This is a genomic window from Micromonospora sp. NPDC007271, from assembly GCF_040634005.1.
In the GTDB taxonomy this organism is placed as follows: Bacteria; Actinomycetota; Actinomycetes; order Mycobacteriales; family Micromonosporaceae; genus Micromonospora.
Map to the genome: position 1 here is coordinate 25,877 of NZ_JBEYER010000069.1, position 14,995 is coordinate 40,871.

Sequence of the window (14,995 nt, forward strand, 5' to 3'; positions counted from 1 at the left end):
ACCGGCGTCGAGCGCAGCGAGGCGCTGGCATGAGCGAGCGTCAGCGAGCGAATCGTCAGCTCAGTGCGAAGGTGCCTCATGCCGGCGTCGAGCGCAGCGAGGTGCCGGCATGAGCAGCACGGAGCCGACCGCCGACCGAGTCGTCCGTGCCGACCGGCTGGCACCGGTCGAGGTGGCCGAGGTGCTGGCGCTGGCCCGGGTCGCCGGGGACGCCGACGGAGCGGACCCGCTCGACGAGCACGTGCTGCTGCGGCTGCGCGACCCGGAGGCGCCGGCCGTGCACCTCACCGCCCGGGCCACCGACAACACCCTCACCGGCTACGCCCACCTCGACACCACCGATCCGGCGAACGGCATCGGGGTGGAGCTGGCGGTGCATCCGGCGTACCGGCGGCGTGGCACCGGCCGAGCCCTGGCCCGGGGCGTGCTGGCCACGGCGTCCGGGCCGCTGCGCGCCTGGGCGCACGGCGACCACCCGTCCGCCGCCGCGCTCGCCGTGGACCTGGGCTTCGCCCGCGCCCGGGTGCTCTGGCAGCTGCGCCGCCCGCTGGCCGCGGCGCTCCCCGAGCCCGCCCTGCCCGACGGCGTGCAGCTGCGCGCCTTCCGCCCCGGCGAGGACGACGAGGCGTGGCTGGCGCTCAACAACGCCGCCTTCGCCGAGCACCCGGAGCAGGGCCGGTGGACCCGGGAGGACCTGCGGGTACGCCTGGCCGAGCCGTGGTTCGACCCGGCCGGCTTCCTGCTCGCGGTGGATTCGGCCACCGGCCGGCTGCTCGGCTTCCACTGGACCAAGGTGCACGAGCGACCGGGCTCGGCCCGGATGGGCGAGGTGTACGTGCTCGGGGTGGACCCGTCCGCGCACCGGGGCGGGCTCGGCCGGGCGCTCACGGTCGCCGGGCTGGCCCATCTGCGGGACCAGCGAGGGCTGGACCGGGTGATGCTCTACGTCGACGAGTCCAACGCCCGCGCGGTCGCCCTCTACGAGGGGCTGGGCTTCGCCCGCTGGTCCGCCCACGTCAACTACCAGCTCGGCTGACCGGGGCGACGCGGCGCTTGGGCGGCACTCACATCTGTCCGACATGAGTGGATAAAAGGGACACCTCCCCGCCAGTTCATGTAATGGACAACACATCCTCAGCGAGCCGTCGCTCCACCGAGCGAGCCTGTTCATCTTCCGTTCACTTCTCACCGGCGAACCGTCTACCTGGCACTTTTAGCTTTCGTGTCAGCCGGTCAGCGCCGGCACCCGGCCTCCCGACCGGGCGACCTGACGAAGACGTGAAGGGAAACCCCTCAGGTGAAGCTCCAGCGGCACGGCGCCATTGCCTGCCTCGCTCTTACCGCGGTGCTCGGTCTCAGCGCCTGCGGCTCGGACAACAACGAGTCGACCGACGCCTCCCCCTCCGGCTCGGCGGCTGCCGCCGACTGCGGCAAGGGCACGCTGAACGCGCAGGGCTCCTCCGCGCAGAAGAACGCGATGGCCGAGTGGATCAAGGCGTACCAGCAGAAGTGCGGCACTGACACCAAGATCAACTACGAGCCGACCGGCTCCGGCGCCGGCATCCAGGCGTTCATCGCCGGCACCGCCGACTTCGCCGGTTCCGACTCCGCCCTGAAGGAGGAGGAGCAGCCGCAGGCGGACGCCAAGTGCGTCGGCGGCCAGGCCCTCAACCTGCCGATGGTGATCGGCCCGGTGGCGGTCGTCTACAACGTCAGCGGCGTGGACAACCTCCAGCTCACCCCGGCCACCATGGCGAAGATCTTCGCCGGCAAGGTGACCAAGTGGGACGACCCGGCGATCAAGGCCGACAACCCGGACGCCAAGCTGCCGGCGACCGCGATCCAGGCGGTGCACCGCTCCGACGAGTCGGGCACCACCGACAACTTCACCAAGTACCTCTCCAAGACCGCCGAGGCCGACTGGACCTTCGGCAACGCCAAGGCCTGGAAGGCCCCGGGCGGCGTCGGCGCGGCCAAGTCCGACGGTGTGGCCAGCAAGGTCAAGAGCACCGACGGCGCCATCAGCTACGTCGAGTGGTCGTACGCCGAGAACGCCGGCCTGAAGAAGGCCAAGGTCAAGAACGGCGCCGGCGAGTTCACCGAGCTGACCGCCGAGTCGGCCGGCAAGACCATCGCCGGGGCCAAGTTCGAGGGCCAGGGCAACGACCTCAAGATGTCGATCGACTACAACACCACGGAGGCCGGGGCCTACCCGATCGTCCTGGCGACCTACGAGATCGTCTGCAGCAAGGGCATCGCCGCCGACAAGCTGCCGCTGGTCAAGGGCCTGCTGGGCCACGCCGCCAGCGCCGAGGGCCAGCAGGACCTGGTCGAGCTGGGCTACGCCCCGCTGCCCGAGACCGTCCGCGCCAAGGTCGAGGCCGCGGTCAAGAGCCTCGCCTGACGCGCTGACCCACACCACCTCCTCATACGAAGCGAGCGAGCAGATGGGCGAAACCCCACACGGCTCGGCGCACGCCGGCACCGGCGGGACCCACGTGGCCACGAGCCACGAGGGGCCCGCCGGTGCCTCGGCGCGTGTGGCCGAGAGTTCCGGTAACCCCCGGATGACCGACAACGGCCTGGGTGGCGGCGGGGCCCTGCCCCGGGCCCGGGCCTTCGGCGCGGAACGGGCGTTCCGTGGCCTGACCCTGGCCGCCGGCACCGCGGTACTGGTCATCATCGCGGCGATCGCGGTCTTCCTGATCGCCAAGGCCGTGCCGGCGCTACGCGCCAACACCGAGTCCTTCTGGACCTACGAGGGCTGGTTCCCGAACGACAACCCGCCCAAGTTCGGGATCGGCGCGCTCGCCTTCGGTACCGTGCTCTCCGCGCTGCTCGCCCTGCTCATGGCGGTGCCGGTCGCACTGGGCATCGCCCTCTACCTGTCGCACTACGCCCCCCGCCGGCTGGGCAACAGCCTCGGCTTCCTGATCGACCTGCTGGCCGCCGTACCCAGCGTGGTCTTCGGGCTCTGGGGCCGGGACTACTTCGCCCAGCCGGTCGCCGACCTGTCGGCCTGGCTGCACAAGTACTTCGGCTGGATCCCGATCTTCGGCGAGGGCCCGTACGGCAGTTCGATCCTGCTCGGCTCGGTGGTGCTGGCGATCATGGTGCTGCCGATCATCACCTCGCTCTCCCGCGAGGTGTTCCGGCAGACCCCGACCGCCAACGAGGAGGCCGCCCTCGCGTTGGGCGCCACCCGCTGGGAGATGGTCCGCACCGCCGTCCTCCCGTACGGCCGTCCCGGCGTGATCGCCGCGATGATGCTCGGCCTGGGCCGCGCGCTCGGCGAGACCATCGCCCTGGCGCTGACCCTCGGCTCGACGTACGCCATCTCGTTCAACATCCTGCAGAGCGGCGGCAACTCGATCGCGGCGAACATCGCGAACCGGTTCGCCGAGGCGAACGACACCGGTCGGGGCGCCCTGATCGCCTCCGGCCTGGTGCTCTTCGCGATCACGCTGATCGTCAACATCACCGCCCGCGCGATCATCCACCGCCGCCGCGAGTTCACGGAGTCGGCCGCATGAGCACCGTAGTCACCTCCCACCGCCCGCGGCCCCCGGCGCAGCCGGTCACGCTGCGGGCCAGGCGGCTTCCGGCGTACGCCGCACCCGCCATCGCCGTCGCGGCCCTGCTGGTCTCCGCCGGCATCGTGTACGGCGCCGGCATCGGCGGCCCGGTCCTGGTCGTGGTCGTCGGCGCGCTGCTCTACCTGGCCGGCCTCTTTGCCGCCACGAACGCGGTGGAGGGCCGCCGGTCCGCCCGCAACCGGACCTGGAGCGCGCTGATCCACTCCGCCTTCGTGCTGGCGGTGCTGCCGCTGGCGTCGGTGGTCTGGACCCTGGTCAGCAAGGGTGCCGAGCGGCTGGACGGCAACTTCTTCCTCACCTCGATGAACAACATCGGGGCCCGGGACGCGAACGGCGGGGCGTACCACGCGATCGTCGGGACGCTGGAGCAGGTCGGCATCGCCACGCTGATCACCGTCCCGCTCGGCGTGCTCTGCGCGATCTACGTGGTCGAGTACGGCCGGGGCCGGTTCGCCTTCACCATCCGCTTCTTCGTGGACGTGATGACCGGCATCCCGTCGATCGTCACCGGCCTGTTCGTGCTGGCCTTCTGGGTGCTGATCGTCTCGCCGTGGTTCAACGACGGGCGGCCGGGCTTCTCCGGCTTCGCCGCCGCGCTGGCGCTGAGCGTGCTCATGCTGCCGACCGTGGTCCGCTCCACCGAGGAGATGCTCCGCCTCGTCCCGGCCCCGCTGCGCGAGGGCGCGTACGCCCTCGGCGTGCCGAAGTGGAAGACCATCCTGCGGGTTGTCTTGCCGACCGCGCTGCCGGGCATCGTCACCGGTGTGATGCTCGCCGTCGCGCGGGCCGCCGGTGAGACCGCCCCGGTGCTGCTCGTCGCCGGCGGCGGGGCGGCGATCAACTTCAACCCGTTCGAGAACAACCAGTCGTCGCTGGCCCTCTTCGTCTACCAGCAGGCCGGCGAGGCCTCGAAGTACTCGCCGGCACGGGCGTGGACCGCGGCGCTGACCCTGGTCGCCCTCGTCCTCATCCTGACCGTCGCGGCGAAGTTGCTGGCCCGTCGCAACCGGCTCGGCCGATGAACCCCGGAGGTACCACCACCATGGCCAAGCGCATCGAAGCCGCCAACGTCACCGCGTACTACGGCGCCTTCAAGGCGATCGAGAACATCAACCTGACCGTCGAGCCGAAGACGGTGACGGCTCTGATCGGCCCCTCGGGCTGCGGCAAGTCCACCTTCCTGCGCTCCATCAACCGGATGCACGAGGTGCTGCCCGGTGCCCGGGTCGAGGGCAGCCTGACCATCGACGGCCAGGACATCTACGACCGGGACGTCGACGTCACCGCCGTCCGCCGGACGATCGGCATGGTCTTCCAGCGCCCCAACCCGTTCCCCACCATGAGCATCTTCGAGAACGTGGTGGCCGGCCTGCGGCTCAACGGGGTGAAGAAGAAGTCGATCCTGGAGGAGGCGGCCGAGAAGGCGCTCCGCTCGGCGAACCTCTGGGACGAGGTGAAGGACCGGCTCGGCAAGCCGGGCGCCGGCCTCTCCGGCGGCCAGCAGCAGCGGCTCTGCATCGCCCGGACCATCGCCGTGGAGCCGCAGGTGGTGCTGATGGACGAGCCCTGCTCGGCGCTGGACCCGATCTCCACGCTGGCCATCGAGGACCTGATGTTCCAGCTCAAGGACAAGTTCACCATCATCATCGTCACGCACAACATGCAGCAGGCCGCCCGGGTGTCGGACCGGACCGCCTTCTTCTCCATCGAGAAGACCGGCGACCCGGGCCGGCTGATCGAGTACGACAACACCCAGAAGATCTTCAGCAACCCGAGCGTGAAGAAGACCGAGGACTACATCACCGGCCGCTTCGGCTGAGTCGCAAGGAAGGGCCCCTTCTTGACGCTTTTCGCATTGGAAGGGGCCCTTCTCAACGCGCCGTTGGCGCAGCCGCGCGCACGCCGCCGCTCAGCGCAGCGCGGCGAAGAACTGCCGGAGGTCCGCCACCAGCAGGTCGGGCGCCTCGTGGGCGGCGAAGTGCCCGCCCCGGTCGTACGTGTGCCACGAGACGATGTTCTTGTGGTCCCGCTCGGCGAGCGTACGGATCGACTGGAAGTCCCAGGCGAAATTGGCCAGCCCCAGCGGCACCGTGGTCGGCTCCAACGGTTCCTCGCCCCGGCCGTTCACCTTCTGCGTCGGGTGCACCACCTCGGCGTCCTCGTAGTAGTAGCGGGCCGCGGAGGCGGCGGTGTTGGTCAGCCAGTAGATCGTCGCGTTGGTCAGCACGTAGTCGGGGTCGAGTTGCTCCCCCATCAGCTGGGCCACCCAGCCGAGCAGGCCGGCCGGCGAGTCGGCCAGCGCGTGCGCGACGTTCTGCGGCTCGGTCGAGTGCAGCTTGTCGTAGCCGCCCCGCCGCTGCACGAACCAGTCGGCGAACGCCACCTTGCCCCGTTCCTCGTCGGTGAGGGCGGCCATCTCGTCGGCGTCCCCGAGCGGCAGCGAGAAGATCTGGCTGACGTGCACGCCGAGCACATGCTCCGGGTCGGCCCGGCCCACCTCCGGGGAGACGTGCGCGCCGACATCGTTGCCGGCCGCGCCGTACCGGTCGTAGCCGAGGCGGCGCATCAGCTCGGCCCAGGCCCGGGCCACCCGGAACCGGTTCCACCCACGCTCCCGGGTGGGCCCGGAGAAGCCGAACCCGGGGAGCGACGGGATGACCAGGTGGAAGGCGTCGGCCGGAGCACCGCCGTGGGCCCGCGGGTCGGTGAGCGGGCCGATCACGTCCAGCCACTCGACCACAGTGGTCGGCCAGCCGTGGGTGAGGATCAGCGGGGTGGCGTCCGGCTCGGGCGAGCGGACGTGCAGGAAGTGCACGTTCTGCCCGTCGATCTCGGTGGTGAACTGCGGGTACGCATTGAGCCTCGCCTCCTGGGCCCGCCAGTCGTACGTGGTCCGCCAGCGCTCGGCGAGGCGCCGCACGTAGCCGACCGGGACGCCGTGCTCCCAGCCGGGCGGGACCGGGCCGGTGGGGGCGGCTCCGGGGTCGGCGGGCAGTTCCTCGGCCCAGCGGGTCCGGGCCAGCCGGTCGGCGAGGTCGTCCAGCTCGGCCTGCGGGACGTCGATACGGAATGGAACGATCGCGGTGTTCACTGCCATGCCGTCGACGTTAGAGATCTATTAGGAAGAATCCGTTCCTAATGCTCGGGCAGAATCCGTGGAATGTTGGAGACCTGGGCTCGGCTGCTGCGGCTGCTGTCGCTGTTGCAGACCCCGCGCGAGTGGACCGGCACCGAGCTGGCCGAACGCCTGTCGGTGAGCACCCGGACCGTTCGCAACGACGTGGAACGGCTGCGCGCCCTCGGCTACCCGGTGCACGGCACCCGGGGCGCGGTCGGCGGCTACCGGCTCGGTGCCGGTGCCGCCCTGCCGCCGCTGCTCCTCGACGACGAGGAGGCGGTGGCGGTGGCGGTCGGGCTGCGGACGGCCGCCGGCGGCGGTGTCGCCGGCATCGAGGAGACCTCGCTGCGCGCCCTCGCCAAGCTGGAGCAGGTGCTCCCCCACCGGCTGCGCCGCCGGGTCACCGCGCTGCACACCCACACCGTCCGGGTGCCGCACGACCAGCCCGGCCCGACCGTGGACGCGGCGACGCTCAGCATGATCAGCGCCGCCTGCCGGGACCGGGAACGGCTGCGCTTCGACTACGTCCGGCACGACGGTACGGCGGACCGCCGGGACGTCGAGCCGTACCGGCTGGTCAGCTGGGGTCGCCGCTGGTACCTGGTGGCCTTCGACCCGTCGCGGGACGACTGGCGGACCTTCCGGGTGGACCGGATCACCCCGCGCACCCCGACCGGACCCCGCTTCCCCCTTCGGGAACTGCCCGAGGACGTGGTGGACCGGGTCCGGCACGGCGTCTCCTCGGCCGCCTGGCGGCACCGGGCCCGGATCCGGGTGCACGCGCCGGCCGAGGTGGTGGCCGAGCGGATCAACCCGGCGGTGGGCACCGTCGAGCCGGTCGACGCCGACACCTGCCTGCTGCACACCGGCGCCGACCGCTTGGAGAGCATCGCCGTCGGGGTCGGTCTCCTCGACCTCGACTTCACCGTCGAGGACCCGCCGAAGCTGGCCGACCTGCTGCGTACCCTCGGGGAGCGCTACCTGCGCGCGGCGGGCTGATGCGCCAACAGGGTCAGCGGGGCAGCCGGGGTGCAGGGCCCGTCGCGCTGAGGCCGGAGCAGACAGCCTCGGCCGGCCGTGTCGGCCGCTCCAGCCCCGGGCCAGGCAGCACGCGGTGGTCACCTACATCAGCGACCTTTGACACGGCCTACGATCGCAGCGGCCTCGTCTGCCTCCCGAGCACGAGTGGAACGTCATGGCTGTTTCCGGGCTGGTTCTACCTCCACGTTCCACTGAGCACCCAGCCGGCGCCAACGCGTGTGTCAGTCGAGCACGAACCGGGGTTCGCCGTTGAGGTCGAGGCGCGGGGTGACCGGGGTGGCGGCGTCGCGGGTCGCCGCAGCCCGGGCCACGCCGGCCAGGTTGCCGGCCGCGACCACCTGGGCCAGGGTGAGCACCGTCGGCGGGAGCATGTTCAGCTCCCCGTCCTCCGCCCGCGCCAGGGCGTCCGCCGGGCGGATCCACAGCGTGTGGTCGGCCTCGCCGGAGACGTCCCGGGTCCGCTGCCCCTCCGGCAGCAGGGCCACGAAGAAGTACGTGTCGAAGCGGCGCGGCTCGAACTCGGGGGTGATCCACCGGCTCCACGGCAGCAGCAGGTCGGAGCGGAGGGTGAGCCGGCGGCCGGCCAGCAGGTCGGCGAAGCCGGTCCGGCGGGCCTCCAGATCCTGCCGGGCGGTCTCCCAGTCGTCACCGCTCACGTCGCCGACCACGGTGGCCGGGTCCGGGCCGGCCAGCAGCACGCCGGCCTCCTCGAATACCTCGCGGGCGGCGGCGCAGACGACCGCCTGGGCGGCGTCCGGGGTGAGCGCGAGACGGTCGCCCCACTCGGCCGGTTCCGGGCCGGCCCAGTCCAGGTGCGCCTGCGAGTCGGAGCGGTCCACCCCGCCGCCGGGAAAGGCGTACATCCCGCCGAAGGCCATCGCGGCGACCCGGCGGATCACGTACACCTCGAAGTCGGCGCCGGCGGGGCGGAGCAGCAGCACGGTGGCCGCGACCCGCGGCACGGCCGGCACGCCACCCTCGGCGTGGAACCGGCGGGCGTGCTCCACCAGGGCGGGGGGTGCGGCGAAACCGTCGGTCGTCATCCTGCGAGCCTAGTTCCCGACCAGTGGATCAACCTCCGGACGGTGGCGCGGGCCGGGATAGCGTGCCGGCATGACGCGTTGGGGCGTTCTCGCCACCGGGCACATCGCCGGCCGTTTCGCCGAGGATCTGCGGCTGGTGCCCGGCGCGGAGCTGGTCGCGGTCGGCTCGCGTACCCGGGAGAGCGCGGAGCTGTTCGCGGCCCGGCACGGCGTACCCCGGGCGTACGCCTCCTGGGCGGAGCTGGCCGCGGACCCGGACCTGGACGTGATCTACGTGGCCACCCCGCACGCCGCGCACCACGAGGCGGCGCTGACCTGCCTGGCCGGCGGCAAGGCCGTGCTGGTGGAGAAGCCGTGCACCCTCGACCTGGCCACCAGCAGCGAGCTGGTCGAGACGGCCCGCGCCCGCGGCCTCTTCCTGATGGAGGCCATGTGGATGCGATGTAATCCGCTCTTCCTGCGGGTCCGCGAGCTGATCGCGGACGGCGCGATCGGCGAGGTGACCCACGTCCGGGCGGACTTCGGCGTGGCCGGGCCGTTCCCGCCCGAGCACCGGATGCGGGCCCGGACGCTCGGCGGCGGCGCGCTGCTCGACCTCGGGGTCTATCCGGTGAGCCTGGCCCACCTGCTGCTCGGGGTGCCGCAGCACGTGCACGCGTGGGCGAAGCTGAGCCCGGAGGGCGTGGACGAGAACACCGGCATTGTGCTCGGCTGGGACTCCGGCGCGGTGGCGACGCTGAGCTGTGGGATGGTCGGGGCCACCGCGACCACCGCCGCGGTCACCGGCACCCGCGGCCGAATCGACCTGCCCGAGCCGTTCTACCGGCCCGGGGCGGCGGTGCTGCATCGGCTCGGCGCCGAGCCGGAGACCATCCCGGCGGACCTGACCGGTGGCGGCTACCAGCACGAGGCCGCCGAGGTGCAGCGCTGCCTGGCGGCCGGGCTGATCGAGAGCCCGCTGGTGCCGCACGCCGCCACCCTGGAGGTGATGGGCCTCCTCGACGACATCCGGGCCCGGATCGGCGTCTCCTACGCATGAGAGGACGGGCCCCTTGTTGACCAAGGGGCCCGTCCTCTCACCTCAGAAGAGGGGGCGGACCACCAGGTACGCCAGGCAGGCGATGGCCGCCGCCGCCGGGAAGGTGATGATCCAGGCGAGCACGATGTTGCCGGCCACGTTCCAGCGGACCGCGGAGAGCCGCTTGGTCGCGCCGACGCCCATGATCGCCGAGGTGATCGTGTGGGTGGTGGAAATCGGGGCCTGCAGCACCTGGGCGTTGAAGTAGAGCACGGCGCTGGCGACCGTCTCGGCCGCGAAGCCCTCCGACGGGCCCAGGTCGATGATCTTCCGGCCGAGGGTACGGATGATCCGCCAGCCGCCCGCGTAGGTGCCGGCCGCCAGCATGGCCGCCGAGGTCCAGTACACCCATTGCGGGATGTGGGTCTTGTCGCTCTGGAAGCCGCCGGTGTAGAGCGCCAGGACGATGATGCCCATGGTCTTGGCGGCGTCCTGCATGCCGTGACCCACCGACATCGCGGCGGCGGAGACGGTCTGCGCCCAGCGGAAGCCGCGGTTGAGCTTTCCGGGTTGCCCCTTCCGGAAGAGCCAGAGGATCGCCAGCATCACCAGGAAGCCGAGCACCAGGCCGACCACCGGCGAGAGCACCATCGGGATGACGACCTTGTTGACGATGTTGCCCCACTGCACGACGCCGTCGGCGGCGAAGAGGGTCGCGCCGACCAGGCCGCCGAAGAGGGCGTGCGAGGAGGACGACGGCAGGCCGAAGTACCAGGTGATCAGGTTCCAGGCGATCGCGCCGAGCACGCCGGCGAAGACCACCCCGAGGCTGGTCACTCCGATCGGCAGGGTGACCAGGCCGTCGCCGACGGTCTTGGCCACCTTGGTGCCGAAGTGCGCACCGACGAAGTTGCCGACGGCCGCCAGCCCGAGGGCGATCCGGGGGGTCAGCGCGCGGGTGGAGACGCTGGTGGCAATCGCGTTGGCCGCGTCGTGGAAGCCGTTCGTGTAGTCGAACGCCATGGCGACCACGATCACCGCCAGCACGGCGATGAGTTCGGGACTCACTGGATCAGGACTCCTTGACCGCGATGGTCTCGACGGTGTTGGCCACGTGCTCGAAGGAGTCGCAGGCGGCCTCCAGCTCGTCGGCCACCTCCTTCATCTTCAGCACGGTGAGCGCGTCGTACTCGCCGGAGAAGAGGCGGACGAGCAGCATCCGGTAGGCCTGGTCGCCCTCGTTCTCGAGGCGGTTGCACTCGATCCAGTAGTCCTCGAGGTTCTTCATCGAGCGCAGCTGCGGCATCGCCTCGGCCGTCAGCTTGGCCTGCTGGTCGAGCACGTTCACCAGCTCGTGCAGCTCGCGGGGGAGCGCGGGGAGCTTGGTCAGCCCGTACAGGTAGAGCAGATTGCCGACCGCCTCCAGGTGGTCCATCACGTCGTCGAGCAGCGAGCCCAACCGGTAGATGTCCTCGCGATCGAACGGGGTGATGAAGGTAGAGTTGATCTTTTTGAACAGCTCGTGGGTGATCTGGTCGCTGTCGTGCTCGACCTCGGTCAGCCGCTCGCTGACCGACTGCACGTCGACGCCGGGCAGGGCCAGCTCGTTGAGGAGTTCGGTGCCCCGCACCAGGTTCTGCGCGGCCCTGGTGAAGAGCTCGTAGAAGGCGCCCTCAGTGGGACGGAAGGAAAACTTCACAGCACGGACCTCGTCGTGTCGGTGGAAGGGTGGCCGCCCCACTGGGCGTCTGCAGAGGGCATGCTAGGTACCCCACGGAATCGGGCATTCGCCGGCCTACCCCTGATCAGGGACGGTTTACCGGCTGTTCACCCCCCGTTCACCTAAACCCTCGTCCCGCAACCGCTCGCGCTCCCGCTCCACGTCGAAATCGGCGGGCGGATACCCCAGATCGAGGGCGTCGAACGTCTCCCGCAGCAGCTGGGCCACCGCCCAGTCGCGATACCACTTCCGGTCCGCCGGCACCACGAACCAGGGGGCGCCGTCCGTGTCGCAGCGCCGCAGCGCCTCGGCGTACGCCGCCTGGTAGTCGTCCCAGCGGGCCCGGGTGTCCAGGTCGCTCGGGTTGTACTTCCAGTGCTTCGTCGGGTCGGTGAGCCGTTCCATCAGCCGCTCGCCCTGCTCGGCGTACGAGATGTGCAGCATCACCTTCACCAGGGTGACCGAGTTGTCGGTCAGCTCCCGCTCGAACGCGTTGATCGTGTCGTAGCGCCCCCGCCAGGTGGTCTCGCCGACCAGCGCCTCGACCCGGGCGACCAGCACGTCCTCGTAGTGCGACCGGTTGAAGATCCCGACGTACCCGGGCGGTGGCAGGGCCCGCCGGATCCGCCAGAGGAAGTCGTGCCGCAGCTCCTCCTCGGTCGGTGGCCCGAACGAGCGGATGTGCAGCCCGAGCGGGTTCATCACGCCGGCCACCCGCTTGATCGTGCCGTCCTTGCCACCGCAGTCCATCGCCTGGAGCACCAGCAGCACCCGACGCGGGCGGTCACCGCCCAGCTGGGCGCCGGCCTGGCTCGGGGCACTGGTCGCGACCTCGGAGCCAAGGCTCTGCTTCGCGGACGCGTACAGCATCTCCTGCTGCCGGCCGAGCTCCGCGCCGAGCAGCTCGACCTGCCTGCGCGCCCACTCCCTGCGCCGGCTCCCGCGCCCGGCCACCCGGGGCAGCCCCGGCGTCGACCGGGGATCGATGCCCGCGAGGTCCCCGGCCCGGTCACCCGGCGCCACCCGCAGCAGCTCCCGCATCATCCCGCCCTCGACCGCCACGATCCCGCCCTCATCGCCTCCACTCACCCCCCGATCCTCACCCACCTCACCCACCCCCGCCTCCCGAGCAACCCCACCCCTCCCCCGGCGATCATGGAGTTGTGGTGCGTAGCTCATCCCGTTCAGTCCGGTTCGACACGTGCCACAGCTCGGTGATCGACGCCGAAGGGGGCGCGACGTGTCACGTTTCGGGGCGGTGGGACGTCTGAGGTGCGGGGAGAATGTGGTCTTCGGGGGGAGGGGGCGGACCGTGACGGACGGGGCGGCGGAGTTCGAGGCGGAGCGCGGCCATCTCATGACGGTCGCGCACCGAATGCTGGGCAGCCGGAGCGAGGCCGAGGATGCGGTGCAGGAGACCTGGCTGCGGTATGCGAAGGCGCTCGCCGACCCGGCCGACCGCGCCCAGATCCGCGAGCTGCGCGGCTGGCTGACCACCACCTGCTCGCGCATCTGCCTGGACGTGCTCCGCTCCGCCCGGGTACGCCGGGAGGCGTACCCGGGCCAGTGGCTACCCGAGCCGGTGGTGACCGATGTGCCCACGGCTGACGGCTTCGCGCCCGACCCGGCCGAGCGGGCGGTCCGGGCCGACCAGCTCGGTACCGCCCTGCTGGTCGTGCTGGAGCGGCTGACCCCGGAGCAGCGGGTGGCGTTCGTGCTGCACGATGTCTTCGCTGTGCCCTTCGCCGCGGTCGCCGACGTGCTCAACACCACACCGGCCGCAGCCCGGCAGTTGGCGTCCCGGGCCCGGCGGGCGGTCAGCGAGCCGGACGTTCCCCGGCACACCGCCGACCTGGCCGAGCAGCGACGGGTGATCAACGCATTCGTCGCCGCGGCGGAGTCCGGGCAACTGGACCGGCTGGTCCAGGTGCTCGCCCCGGACGTGGTGCTGATCGGCGACAGCGGCGGGCACTTCCCGGCCGCCCGCCGGCCGGTGGTCGGCGCGGACGCGGTGGCCCGCTTCGTCCTCGGCCTCTTCCGCCAGGCCGCCCGGTATTACGACGGCCCGCTGCGGGCCCGGCCCGTCCTGATCGACGGCGCGCTGGGCTGGCAGGCGGAGACGGTGTTCCGGGACGGGCGGCCGTTCCGCATGATCACCTCGTTCGCCGTCCACGACGGCCGGGTCGCCGGTGTGTTCAACCAGGTCAACCCGGAGAAGGTGGCCCATCTGAGCGGCCTCGGCGCGGACGCCGGCTGGCCGCCGCGCTGCTGAGGCCGGCTCAGACCACCAGGGCCAGCCACTTCCGGTACGACGTGGCGAACGGCTCGCTGCCGTCCCCGAGCGCGCCGAGGAGCCAGCGGGCCGCGGCCTCCGCCTCGACGACCAGGTCGTCCGGGTAGCCGAAGCGCGCCCGGTGCTCGGCGAACTCGTCCTCGTCGCGCAGCTCGACGAGGCCGGTCTCCCGGCGGCGCACCACGTCGAGGTCGAGGTCGACCAGGTGGACGGTGCTCTCCCCCGCCCAGCGGGCGGGCGTGGTGATGTCGCAGTAGACCTCGCTGGTCCGCGGCGGCGGGTTGAACATCCCGGTCCACCAGCCGTGCCGCGGCACCAGCAGGACGAACGGGATCCGCTCGACGGAAGGCCGGCCGTGATAGACCGATTCGGTGCCGGCCGGCACGCCGAGCCACACGCCGAGATCGTCCTCGGCGAGCCGGCGAGCCGGGTAGTCGCGGTGGGCGCTGCCGTCGTACTTGCGGTAGATCACGCGGACCACATCGCTCGGCATGATTGGCACCCTAACCGATTCCGGCCACGCCACGCGATCGACGGGTAACCGGACGCGACCCGACCGGATCGCGCCACGCGGCGGATGGGCGGGACCGCTGTCGGCGGCGGCGGGTACGGTCGCACGGTGACTCCGCCCCGTACCGCCACCGGTTCCACCGTCGGAAAGCAGCGTCGGGGCGGCCGGCCCGGCGGCGGTGAGCTGCTGGCCGCGGCGGTCGGCGCGGTCCCCGGCGGCGCGGCCCGCCCGGGCCAGCAGCAGATGGCCGAGGCGATCGAGCGGAGCATCGCCTCCGGCGAGCACCTGCTGGTCCAGGCCGGCACCGGCACCGGCAAGTCGCTGGCGTACCTGGCCCCGGCGCTGACCGTGGACGGCCCGGTCGTGGTCTCCACCGCCACCCTGGCGTTGCAGTCCCAGCTGGTCGACCACGACCTGCCCCGGCTGGCCGACGCGGTGGAGCCGCTGCTCGGCCGCCGCCCCACCTTCGCCGTGCTGAAGGGGCGGCACCACTACCTGTGCCTGGCTCGGCTGGACAACTCCATCGAGGAGGAGCCGGAGGACGCGCTCTTCGACGCGCCGCGGCCCGGCGGCGGCACGAAGTGGCTCGGCGAGGCGAGCCGGCTGGGCAAGCAGACGCAACGGCTGCGCGACTGGGCGGAGGAGACCGCCACCG

General features: G+C 71.8%; 15 protein-coding genes. 9 read left to right on the forward strand and 6 right to left on the reverse strand.

Annotated elements, in window-relative coordinates; genetic code table 11:
* Positions 1-109: 109 nt before the first annotated feature.
* The 5 genes from mshD to pstB all read left to right on the forward strand — a co-directional run bounded on the left by mshD (position 110) and on the right by pstB (position 5,415).
* Positions 110-1,036 (forward strand): mycothiol synthase, encoded by a 927-nt coding sequence (mshD, locus tag ABZ570_RS22980; RefSeq protein ID WP_358067098.1) that lies wholly within the window; start codon positions 110-112, stop codon positions 1,034-1,036.
* Between the two features lie 261 nt (positions 1,037-1,297).
* Positions 1,298-2,404: a phosphate ABC transporter substrate-binding protein PstS gene (pstS, locus tag ABZ570_RS22985; protein ID WP_358067101.1), complete on the forward strand. Its 1,107-nt coding sequence runs from the start codon at positions 1,298-1,300 to the stop codon at positions 2,402-2,404.
* A gap of 43 nt (positions 2,405-2,447) precedes the next feature.
* Positions 2,448-3,533 carry a phosphate ABC transporter permease subunit PstC gene (gene pstC / locus ABZ570_RS22990; protein ID WP_358067104.1) on the forward strand — a complete coding sequence of 362 codons (1,086 nt, stop codon included), beginning with the start codon at positions 2,448-2,450 and terminating at the stop codon, positions 3,531-3,533.
* The gene (pstA, locus tag ABZ570_RS22995; protein ID WP_358067106.1) at positions 3,530-4,618 is read left to right on the forward strand and encodes a phosphate ABC transporter permease PstA; all 1,089 of its coding nucleotides are present in this window, start codon (positions 3,530-3,532) and stop codon (positions 4,616-4,618) included. Before pstC ends, pstA begins: the two co-directional genes overlap by 4 nt.
* Positions 4,619-4,638: 20 nt before the next feature.
* Positions 4,639-5,415 carry a phosphate ABC transporter ATP-binding protein PstB gene (gene pstB, locus ABZ570_RS23000; protein ID WP_358067109.1) on the forward strand — a complete coding sequence of 259 codons (777 nt, stop codon included), beginning with the start codon at positions 4,639-4,641 and terminating at the stop codon, positions 5,413-5,415.
* A gap of 90 nt (positions 5,416-5,505) precedes the next feature.
* On the opposite strand, the gene ABZ570_RS23005 is transcribed toward pstB, so the two are convergent.
* Positions 5,506-6,693 (reverse strand): epoxide hydrolase family protein, encoded by a 1,188-nt coding sequence (locus ABZ570_RS23005; RefSeq protein ID WP_358067112.1) that lies wholly within the window; start codon positions 6,691-6,693, stop codon positions 5,506-5,508.
* Between the two features lie 63 nt (positions 6,694-6,756).
* On the opposite strand from ABZ570_RS23005, the gene ABZ570_RS23010 reads away from it, so the two are divergent.
* Positions 6,757-7,713, forward strand: coding sequence for a YafY family protein (locus ABZ570_RS23010; RefSeq protein ID WP_358067115.1), 957 nt, complete (start codon positions 6,757-6,759; stop codon positions 7,711-7,713).
* A gap of 263 nt (positions 7,714-7,976) precedes the next feature.
* Here ABZ570_RS23010 and ABZ570_RS23015 read toward each other — a convergent pair whose 3' ends face one another.
* Positions 7,977-8,798, reverse strand: coding sequence for an NUDIX hydrolase (locus ABZ570_RS23015; protein WP_358067118.1), 822 nt, complete (start codon positions 8,796-8,798; stop codon positions 7,977-7,979).
* 70 nt (positions 8,799-8,868) lie between these two features.
* Here ABZ570_RS23015 and ABZ570_RS23020 point away from each other — a divergent pair, with 70 nt between their 5' ends.
* The gene (locus ABZ570_RS23020; RefSeq protein ID WP_358067121.1) at positions 8,869-9,837 is read left to right on the forward strand and encodes a Gfo/Idh/MocA family oxidoreductase; all 969 of its coding nucleotides are present in this window, start codon (positions 8,869-8,871) and stop codon (positions 9,835-9,837) included.
* A 42-nt stretch (positions 9,838-9,879) separates the two neighbouring features.
* Here the strand turns inward: ABZ570_RS23020 and ABZ570_RS23025 are convergent, their stop codons facing one another.
* The 3 genes from ABZ570_RS23025 to ABZ570_RS23035 all read right to left on the reverse strand — a co-directional run bounded on the left by ABZ570_RS23025 (position 9,880) and on the right by ABZ570_RS23035 (position 12,577).
* Positions 9,880-10,884, reverse strand: a complete 1,005-nt coding sequence (locus tag ABZ570_RS23025; RefSeq protein ID WP_358067124.1) for an inorganic phosphate transporter — start codon at positions 10,882-10,884, stop codon at positions 9,880-9,882.
* A gap of 4 nt (positions 10,885-10,888) precedes the next feature.
* The gene (locus ABZ570_RS23030) at positions 10,889-11,515 is read right to left on the reverse strand and encodes a DUF47 family protein (RefSeq protein ID WP_358067127.1); all 627 of its coding nucleotides are present in this window, start codon (positions 11,513-11,515) and stop codon (positions 10,889-10,891) included.
* Positions 11,516-11,632: 117 nt separating this feature from the next.
* On the reverse strand, positions 11,633-12,577 hold the full coding sequence (locus ABZ570_RS23035) for a PPK2 family polyphosphate kinase (RefSeq protein ID WP_358067142.1): 945 nt from the start codon (positions 12,575-12,577) through the stop codon (positions 11,633-11,635).
* A gap of 271 nt (positions 12,578-12,848) precedes the next feature.
* On the opposite strand from ABZ570_RS23035, the gene sigJ reads away from it, so the two are divergent.
* Positions 12,849-13,808: an RNA polymerase sigma factor SigJ gene (gene sigJ / locus ABZ570_RS23040; protein WP_358067130.1), complete on the forward strand. Its 960-nt coding sequence runs from the start codon at positions 12,849-12,851 to the stop codon at positions 13,806-13,808.
* A gap of 7 nt (positions 13,809-13,815) precedes the next feature.
* On the opposite strand, the gene ABZ570_RS23045 is transcribed toward sigJ, so the two are convergent.
* A complete protein-coding gene (locus ABZ570_RS23045) occupies positions 13,816-14,322 on the reverse strand; it encodes a DUF402 domain-containing protein (RefSeq protein ID WP_358067133.1) in 507 nt (168 codons plus the stop codon).
* Positions 14,323-14,406: 84 nt separating this feature from the next.
* On the opposite strand from ABZ570_RS23045, the gene ABZ570_RS23050 reads away from it, so the two are divergent.
* A partial coding sequence (locus ABZ570_RS23050; RefSeq protein ID WP_358067136.1) for a DEAD/DEAH box helicase occupies positions 14,407-14,995 on the forward strand: 589 nt, incomplete at its 3' end.